The 8,377-nt window shown below is 71.7% G+C and carries 6 protein-coding genes; 1 reads left to right on the plus strand and 5 read right to left on the minus strand.

Going from position 1 to position 8,377, the window contains the following annotated elements; translation table 11 throughout:
- Positions 1-9: 9 nt before the first annotated feature.
- The 3 genes from AB8Z75_RS27460 to AB8Z75_RS27470 form a co-directional block, all read right to left on the minus strand.
- Positions 10-645, minus strand: coding sequence for a response regulator (locus AB8Z75_RS27460; protein ID WP_369206577.1), 636 nt, complete (start codon positions 643-645; stop codon positions 10-12).
- On the minus strand, positions 638-1,882 hold the full coding sequence (locus AB8Z75_RS27465; RefSeq protein ID WP_369206586.1) for a GAF domain-containing sensor histidine kinase: 1,245 nt from the start codon (positions 1,880-1,882) through the stop codon (positions 638-640). The genes AB8Z75_RS27460 and AB8Z75_RS27465 overlap by 8 nt, the downstream gene beginning before the upstream one ends.
- Before the next feature lie 157 nt (positions 1,883-2,039).
- The gene (locus AB8Z75_RS27470) at positions 2,040-4,727 is read right to left on the minus strand and encodes an FHA domain-containing protein (RefSeq protein ID WP_369206579.1); all 2,688 of its coding nucleotides are present in this window, start codon (positions 4,725-4,727) and stop codon (positions 2,040-2,042) included.
- Positions 4,728-5,073: 346 nt separating this feature from the next.
- Between AB8Z75_RS27470 and serB the strand changes: the two genes are divergently transcribed.
- The gene (gene serB / locus AB8Z75_RS27475; protein WP_369206581.1) at positions 5,074-6,321 is read left to right on the plus strand and encodes a phosphoserine phosphatase SerB; all 1,248 of its coding nucleotides are present in this window, start codon (positions 5,074-5,076) and stop codon (positions 6,319-6,321) included.
- Positions 6,322-6,438: 117 nt separating this feature from the next.
- Here the strand turns inward: serB and AB8Z75_RS27480 are convergent, their stop codons facing one another.
- Both AB8Z75_RS27480 and lipA read right to left on the minus strand, forming a co-directional pair.
- Positions 6,439-6,912: a carboxymuconolactone decarboxylase family protein gene (locus AB8Z75_RS27480; protein WP_369206583.1), complete on the minus strand. Its 474-nt coding sequence runs from the start codon at positions 6,910-6,912 to the stop codon at positions 6,439-6,441.
- 289 nt (positions 6,913-7,201) lie between these two features.
- On the minus strand, positions 7,202-8,167 hold the full coding sequence (gene lipA / locus AB8Z75_RS27485) for a lipoyl synthase (protein ID WP_369206585.1): 966 nt from the start codon (positions 8,165-8,167) through the stop codon (positions 7,202-7,204).
- Positions 8,168-8,377 lie beyond the last annotated feature (210 nt).

Below are 8,377 nucleotides of genomic sequence, written 5' to 3' on the forward strand. Positions count from 1 at the left end.
GTCACCCCGTCACCCCGTCACCCCGTGGCGGACCGCCCACAGGGCCGCCTGGGTGCGGTCGGCCACGTCCAGCTTCATCAGGATGTTGGAGACGTGCGTCTTGACCGTCTTCTCCGACAGCACGAGGGCCCGCGCGATCTCCCGGTTGGAGCGGCCGTCCGCTATCAGGCCGAGCACCTCGCGTTCCCGCTCGGTGAGCGCGGGGCCGCGCCCCGCGCCGCCCTGGTCGTCGCTGAGCAGCGCGCCGGCGACCTCGGGCTGGAGCAGCACATGCCCGGCGTGCACGGACCGGATGGCGCCCGCCAGCGCCTCCGGGTCGACGTCCTTGTAGACGTATCCGGCGGCGCCCGCGCGCAGGGCGGGCACGACCGTGCGCTGCTCGGTGAAACTGGTCACGATCAGCACCCTGGCCCGGTTGTCGCGCTCCCGCAGCAGCCGCAAGGCCTCGACGCCGTCGGTGCCGGGCATCTTGACGTCCATGAGTACGACGTCGGGGCGCAGCTCCTCGGCGCGGGCGACTCCCTCGTCGCCGTCCGCGGCCTCCCCCACGACCTCGATGTCGTCCTGCACCTCCAAGAACGTGCGCAGCCCCCGCCGCACCACCTGGTGGTCGTCGACGAGCAGGACACGGATCCGGTCAGCCACCGGGCACCTCCATGGAGACAGCGGTGCCCTTGCCGGGCTCCGAGTGGACTCTCAGCGCACCGCCGACGCCGGAGGCCCTGTCGCGCATCGAGACGAGCCCGAGGTGCCGGCCCGCCGAGCGGACCGCCGCGGGGTCGAAACCCGCCCCGTCGTCGGTGACGGTCAGGACGACGGACGGACCGCGGCGGGCGAGAGCGACACGGACGTGTGAGGCGTCGGCGTGGCGCAGTGCGTTGTGCAGTGCTTCCTGGGCGACCCGCAGCAGCGCCTCCTCCTGCGCTGAGGGCAGCGCCCTGACGCCGTCGCACACGAAGTCGACGCGGGCGCTGTGCGCGCGGTCGAGGACCTGTGCCTGGGTGCGCAGGGTCGCCACCAGCCCGTCCTCGTCGAGCGCGGCGGGGCGCAGCTCCACGACGGCGGCGCGCAGCTCGTCGGCCGCCTCCCCGGACAGCCGCGCGACCTCGTGCAGCTCCGCCTTGGCCCGGGCGGGGTCGCGGTCGACCAGCGCGGTGGCGGCCTGGGCCGTCAGCCGCAGCGAGAAGAGTTTCTGGGCGACCGCGTCGTGGAGCTCGTGGCCGATGCGGGAGCGCTCCTGGGCGATGGTCAGCTCGCGGCTGCGCTCGTAGAGGCGCGCGTTGGTGAGGGCGAGGGCGGCGTGCTGGGCGAGCAGGCGCAGCAGCTCCTCGTCGTCCTCGGTGAAGGCGCAGGGCCGCTCCTGGGACGCGGGACGCCCTCGCCGCCTCCGGGCGCCGCCGCGCTCGTCGGCGGAGGAACGCTCGTCGGCAGAGTTGCGCTCGTCGGCGGAGCTGCGCTCGTTCGCGAGACAGCGCTTGTTCGCGAGGAAGAGCGCGCCGAGCACCTGCTCGCCGTCGGCGATGGGCATGCCGAGGAAGTCGGCCATCATCGGGTGCGCCGAGGGCCAGCCGCCGAAGCGGGGGTGCTTGCGGACGTCGGCGAGGCGCTGCGGGGTGGCGTCGTGCAGCATCGCGGCGAGGATGCCGTGCTGCCGGGGCAGCGGGCCGATGGCCTTCCACTGCTCGTCGCTGACCCCGGCGACGACGAACTGGGCGAAGCCGCCGTGGTCGTCGGGGACGCCGAGGGCCGCGTACTCGGCGTCGAGCAGGTCGCGGGCGGAGGCGACGATCGTCTGGAGGACGTCGCGCACCTCAAGCCTGCGGTTCATGGCGAGCAGTGCCGCGCTGACCGCGGCGAGCCCGGAACGGGGGACCATGCGGATCACCGTACTCGCGGCCGGGCGCCGGCGGGATCGGACCGTGGTCAGGGGGGTGGCCGACCGGTGGTCCTAGGTCCGGGGTCCCGGGGCGTCCGGACAGCGCGCGAGGGGGCACCCTTCCGCAGGTGCCCCCTCGCTCCGTGGGGACGTTCCGCGTGGCTTACTTGCGCATGATCTCCGGCTCGTGGCGGCGCAGCAGGCGGATGACCACGAAGTAGCAGAGGATGCCCATCACGACGAGGATGCCGACGTCCATCGCCCACTGGTCCAGGGAGTGGTCCCACAGCGGGTCGGTGTTGGTGGGGTCCTTCTTGTCCTGCGGCATCAGGCGGCCGAGCTCGACCGTGGTGCCCAGGCCGGCGATGGCCCACCGGGACGGCATCAGCCAGGCGAACTGCTCCACGCCGGGGCTGTCGAACAGCTTGAAGAGGACTCCGGTGAAGACGACCTGGACGACCGCGAAGAGCACGAGCAGGATCATCGTCTTCTCTGAGGTCTTCACCAGCGAGGAGATGATCAGGCCGAACATCATCGAGGTGCCGCCGAGGGCGATCATGACCAGAGCCATCTCGAGGGCCGGGTTGGTGATCAGCAGGCCCTCTTCGGGCAGGTCGCGCGGGAAGAAGCCGACGACGCACATGAGCACGCCCTGGATGGCGGCGACGACGCCCAGCACGATGACCTTCGACATCAGGTACGCCGAACGGGACAGTCCTGTGGCCCGTTCCCGTTCGTAGATGACGCGTTCCTTGATCAGCTCGCGTACCGAGTTGGCCGCGCCGGAGAAGCAGGCGCCGATGGCGAGGATGAGCAGGATCGGCCCCGCGTCGCCGTTGGTCTTGCCCACCGGTGCCGTCAGCCCGTAGTCGGACGGCATCAGGGTGCTGACGAAACCGAGGATCAGCGGAGTGACGAAGGAGAGCACCAGGAAGGAGCGGTCCGAGACGATCACCGAGATGTAGCGTCTCATCAGCGTCCACAGCTGACTGCCCCAGCTCTGTGGTTTCTGCAGCCGTTGCGGCTGCATCGCCTGCTGCTGTTGCGCGGCGTAGGGGTCCTGCGGCGACTGCTGGTCGATGTCGGCCGCGTACATCTGGTAGTGCTGCGAGCCCTGCCAGCGGCCCATCCAGTCGTAGTCGCGGTAGTTCTCGAAGGCGGAGAAGACATCGGCCCACGAGTCGTAGCCGAAGAAGTTCAGTGCCTCCTCGGGCGGCCCGAAGTAGGCCACGCCGCCGCCGGGCGCCATCACCAGCAGCTTGTCGCACAGGCCGAGTTCGGCCACCGAGTGGGTGACGACCAGCACCGTGCGGCCGTCGTCGGCCAGGCCGCGCAGCAGCTGCATGACGTCGCGGTCCATGCCCGGGTCGAGGCCCGAGGTGGGCTCGTCGAGGAAGATCAGCGACGGCTTGGTGAGCAGCTCCAGGGCGACCGAGACGCGCTTGCGCTGGCCGCCGGAGAGGGAGGTGACGCGCTTGTCGGCGTGGATGTCGAGCTTGAGCTCGGCCAGCACCTCCTCGACGCGGGCGTTGCGTTCGGCCTCGGCGACGTCGCCGGGGAAGCGGAGCTTGGCCGCGTAGCGCAGCGCGGTGCGGACCTTCAGCTCCTTGTGGAGGATGTCGTCCTGGGGGACGAGGCCGATGCGCTGCCGCAGCTCGGCGAACTGCTTGTAGAGGTTGCGGTTGTCGTAGAGGACCTCACCGGCGTCGGCAGGCCGGTACCCGGTCAGTGCGCGCAGCAGCGTCGACTTGCCGGATCCGGAGGGGCCGATGACGCCTATGAGCGACTTCTCCGGGACGCCGAAGGTGACGTTGTTGAGGATGACCTTGCCGCCGTCGACCTTCACGGTCAGGTGCCGGGCGGAGAAGGAGACGTCGCCGGTGTCGACGAACTCCTCCAGCCGGTCGCCGACCAGCCGGAAGGTGGAGTGGCCGATGCCGACGATGTCCTGGGGGGTGATCGTCACCGTCCCGGACTTGGGCATCGGCTGGCCGTTGACGTAGGTGCCGTTGTGGCTGCCCAGGTCACGGATCTCGGCGCGTCCGTCGGGCGAGGCGTGGAACTCGGCGTGGTTCCGGGAGACCTGGAGGTCGGAGACGACCAGGTCGTTCTCCAGCGCACGGCCGATGCGCATCACCCGGCCGAGGGAGAGCTGGTGGAACGTCGTCGGGCTGCGGTCACCGCCGCCGGTCTGACCGCCCGAGGCGGAGCCGCCCATCCCCTGCGGGGCCATTCCCTGCGGGGCCATCCCCTGCGGGCCGGGGGCGCCCTGCTGCGGCATCTGCTGCTGGGGGAACTGCTGCGGGGGCGCCTGGTGCGCGTAACCCTGCTGCGCCATCTGCGGCGCCTGCTGCATCTGGGGGGCCTGCTGCTGCCAGCCGGGGTGCGGCTGCTGAGGCTGCTGACCCCAGCCGGGCTGCCGGCCGCCGGGCACGACGCCCGGCTGCTGCGTCGGGGCGCTGTGCGGGGCCATCGCCTGGGCCGCCGCCTGGGACTGACCCTGCGGGTCCGCGGCCGCTCCCTGGGCGTACATGCCGCCGGCCGGTGCCTGCCCGCCCGCGCCGGCGGAGAAGGTGAGCTGCGGGCCGTCGCTTGCGTTGCCCAGGTGGACGCTCATGCCGGGGGCGAGCTCCAACTGCTGGAGCCGACGCCCCTGCACGTACGTGCCGTTGGTGCTGCCGTGGTCCTCAATGACCCAGGCGCGCCCTCCCCAGCGCACCGTGGCGTGCCGCCAGGAGACCCTGGCGTCGTCGATCGCGACGTCCCCCTGCGGATCGCGGCCGAGGGTGTACGCCCTGGACGGGTCGAGCGTCCAGGTCTGTCCGTTCAATTCCAGTACGAGTTCCGGCACTCCATGCCCCACAAAGTTGTCCCCCGAGGTACCCCCTGCCGAGAGGGAGTCTAGGGATGGCGAACATCGTGGGGAACTATTCCAGGCGTGGCCGTCCGACAGGAAGCCGGGCCGAGGACAGGGACCAGGCTGTGACCATTCGGTCCGCGGGTCGTGAGGGAGAAGAGGGAGAAAGGGGCCCTGCCGTCGATGCGGGGCGGATCGGCACCGATCCCGACTGATGCGGACAAGCGGCGTGACGGGTACGGACGGGTGCCGTGGCGCCGTTCGAAGGGGAGGGCCGGAAGGGGCGGGCGGCCGGGCCGACGCGGGGCGCCCGACGGGGCGGCGGTACTGTGGCAGCACCATGAGCGCAGATGTGGCCACGCCTCCGTCGTACGCCGACACCCCGACCCTCCTCGTCAAGATCTTCGGAAGGGACCGGCCCGGTATCACCGCCGGTCTGTTCGACACCCTCGCGGCCTTCGCCGTGGAGGTCGTCGACATCGAGCAGCTGGTCACGCGCGGCCGGATCACGCTGTGCGCGCTGGTGACCGCCCCCTCGGCCGGGACCGGCACGGAGGGCGAGCTGCGCGCCACGGTGCACAGCTGGGCCGAGTCGATGGGCATGGAAGCCGAGATCATCTCCGGCACGGGTGACAACCAGCCGCGCGGCACGGGCCGCTCGCACGTCACGGTGCTGGGCCACCCGCTGACCTCGGAGTCGACCGCGGCCATAGCGGCCAGCATCACCTCCACGGGCGGCAACATCGACCGCATCTTCCGGCTCGCCAAGTACCCGGTGCTGGCCGTCGAGTTCGACGTCTCGGGGGCGCAGACCTCGCTGCTGCGCACCTCGCTGGCGCTGGAGGCGAAGAAGTACGGCGTCGACGTCGCCGTCGTCGCCTCCGGGCTCCAGCGCAGGGCCCAGCGGCTGGTCGTCATGGACGTGGACTCCACCCTCATCCAGGACGAGGTCATCGAGCTGTTCGCCGCCCACGCGGGGTGCGAGGCGGAGGTCGCCGAGGTGACGACCCGGGCCATGCGCGGGGAGCTGGACTTCGAGCAGTCCCTGCACGCGCGGGTGGCGCTGCTGGCCGGGCTGGACGCGTCGGTCGTGGAAAAGGTGCGCGAGCAGGTGCGGCTGACGCCGGGCGCGCGCACCCTGATCCGTACGCTCAAGCGGCTCGGCTACCAGGTGGGCGTCGTCTCGGGCGGCTTCACCCAGGTCACGGACGCGCTCCAGCAGGAGCTGGGGCTCGACTTCGCCTCCGCCAACACCTTGGAGATCGTCGACGGCAGGCTGACGGGCCGGGTCACGGGCGAGATCGTCGACCGCGCGGGCAAGGCGCGGCTGCTGCGCCGCTTCGCCGGTGAGGCGGGGGTGCCGCTGGCGCAGACGGTCGCCATCGGCGACGGCGCCAACGACCTCGACATGCTGAACGCGGCGGGGCTCGGCGTCGCCTTCAACGCCAAGCCCCTGGTACAGGAGAAGGCCCACACGGCGGTGAACGTGCCGTTCCTGGACACCGTGCTCTACCTGCTGGGCGTCACCCGCGAAGAGGTCGAGGCCGCGGACGGCCTCGCCGAGACACCCGGCGAGACCCTCCCCTAGGACCGGCCTCCGCCTGGGGCCCCTAGGACCGGGCTCCGCCTGGGCCGGGCTTCCGGAACCGGAGGGTTCCTCGGCTCGTCGCGCGGTGCTCGCCCCTCCCCCGCCTCACCGACGAGGTCAGCCGTGCTGGCCGGGCTGGTAGTCACCCGCCGGCGTCCGCAGCATGACGTTGCCGGAGTTGAAGGCGTTGATAATGGAGATGACCCCCACCAGGGCGGCGAGCTGCTCCTCGTCGTAGTGCTTGGCGGCTTTGGCCCACACCTCCTCGGAGACTCCGCCCGCCGTGTCGGCGATGCGGGTGGCCTCCTCGGTCAGCTCCAGCGCCGCGCGCTCGGCCTCGGTGAACACCGTGGCCTCCCGCCAGGCGGCGACCATGTTGAGGCGCTCAGCGGACTCCCCGGCGTGCACGGCGTCCTTGAAGTGCATGTCGGTGCAGAAGCCGCAGCCGTTGATCTGGCTGGCGCGCAGCTTCACCAGTTCCTGCGTGGCGGCGGGCAGCGAGGTCTCCCCGATCACCTTGTCGGCGGCGATGAAGTGCTTGAAGACCTTGCCGAGGACCGGGTTGGTGAAGGGGTTCAGGCGTGCTTCCATGATGTGCTCCACTGCGTCGTGCCGACGGTTACACCCCTTTGACGAGCCGTCCCGGCCCAGTGTGACACGAGTCGGTGTGACGTGCGTCTCACCCGCTGTCGGACCGCCGTGACGGCGGCGTGACGGCGGGGAGAGAGGCACGACCGCCGTCGCCCCCGAGGAGGCGCGCCCGGACGGCGGCCCACCAGCGGGTGCCCGTACCGCGCGGCTCGGCGGCGGGCCGGCCGGCTGCCAGGCGGCCAGGCGGGGGCCGCGCGAGGCGGAGCGCGGGTCGGGGCGGGCCGCCGCCTCACCGGGCGAGGGCCTGCGGTGCGAGGCCCCGGCGCGCGACGGCCTGCTCGTAGAGGCGGCCCGCACGGTAGGAGGAGCGGACGAGGGGGCCTGCCATGACGCCGGCGTAGCCGATCTCCTCGGCCTCCTCCTTCAGCTCGACGAACTCCGCGGGCTTGGCCCAGCGCTCGACGGGGTGGTGCCGGGGGGAGGGGCGCAGGTACTGGGTGAGGGTGAGCAGTTCGCATCCCGCCTCGTGCATCAGGCGCAGCGCCTCGCTGATCTCGGCGCGCGTCTCGCCCAGGCCGAGCATCAGGTTGGACTTGGTGACCAGTCCGGCCTCGCGGGCCCGGGTCAGGACGTTCAGGGAGCGCTCGTAGCGGAAGCCGGGGCGGACCCGGCGGAAGACGCGGGGCACCGTCTCCATGTTGTGTGCGAAGACCTCGGGGCGGCAGGAGAAGACCTCGGCCAGTGCGTCGGGCCGCGCCTCGAAGTCGGGCGCGAGCAGTTCGACGCCCGTGCGCCCGTCCGCGCGATCGGCGGTGCGGGCGTGGATGCGGCGTACGGTCTCGGCGTACAGCCAGGCGCCACCGTCGGGCAGGTCGTCGCGGGCGACTCCGGTGATGGTCGCGTAGTTGAGGTCCATGGCGCTGACGGACTCGGCCACCCTGCGCGGCTCGTCGCGGTCCAGCGGCTGCGGCCTGCCGGTGTCGATCAGGCAGAAGTCGCAGCGCCTGGTGCAGCGTTCGCCTCCGACGAGGAACGTCGCCTCGCGGTCCTCCCAGCATTCGAAGATGTTGGGGCAGCCGGCCTCCTGGCAGACGGTGTGCAGACCCTGCGAGCGCACGAGGTCCTGGAGTGCGGTGTAGGCGGGGCCCATGTGCGCCCGCGTCTTGATCCACTCCGGTTTGTGCTCGATGGGCGTCTGGCTGTTCCTGACCTCCAGGCGCAGCATTCTGCGCCCCTCCGGCGCGACAGCGGACACGGGCGATCCCTCCTCCAAGGCACGCTCCCGCCGCTGGCGGGCGGGTGCGCGGGGCGGCTGTGGTGGCTGCGGCGGCCGCGGGGCGGCATCGCAAGGACGCCTCGTTGTCGCCGAGATGAGGTACGTTAACTTTTGATCGATCATTGCTCAAGGACGACGACCGCCCACCACCCCGCCCCGCCCCGAGGAGAAGGCCCGCATGCCGACCAC

Source organism: Streptomyces sp. PU-14G (assembly GCF_041028275.1).
In the GTDB taxonomy this organism is placed as follows: domain Bacteria; phylum Actinomycetota; class Actinomycetes; order Streptomycetales; family Streptomycetaceae; genus Streptomyces.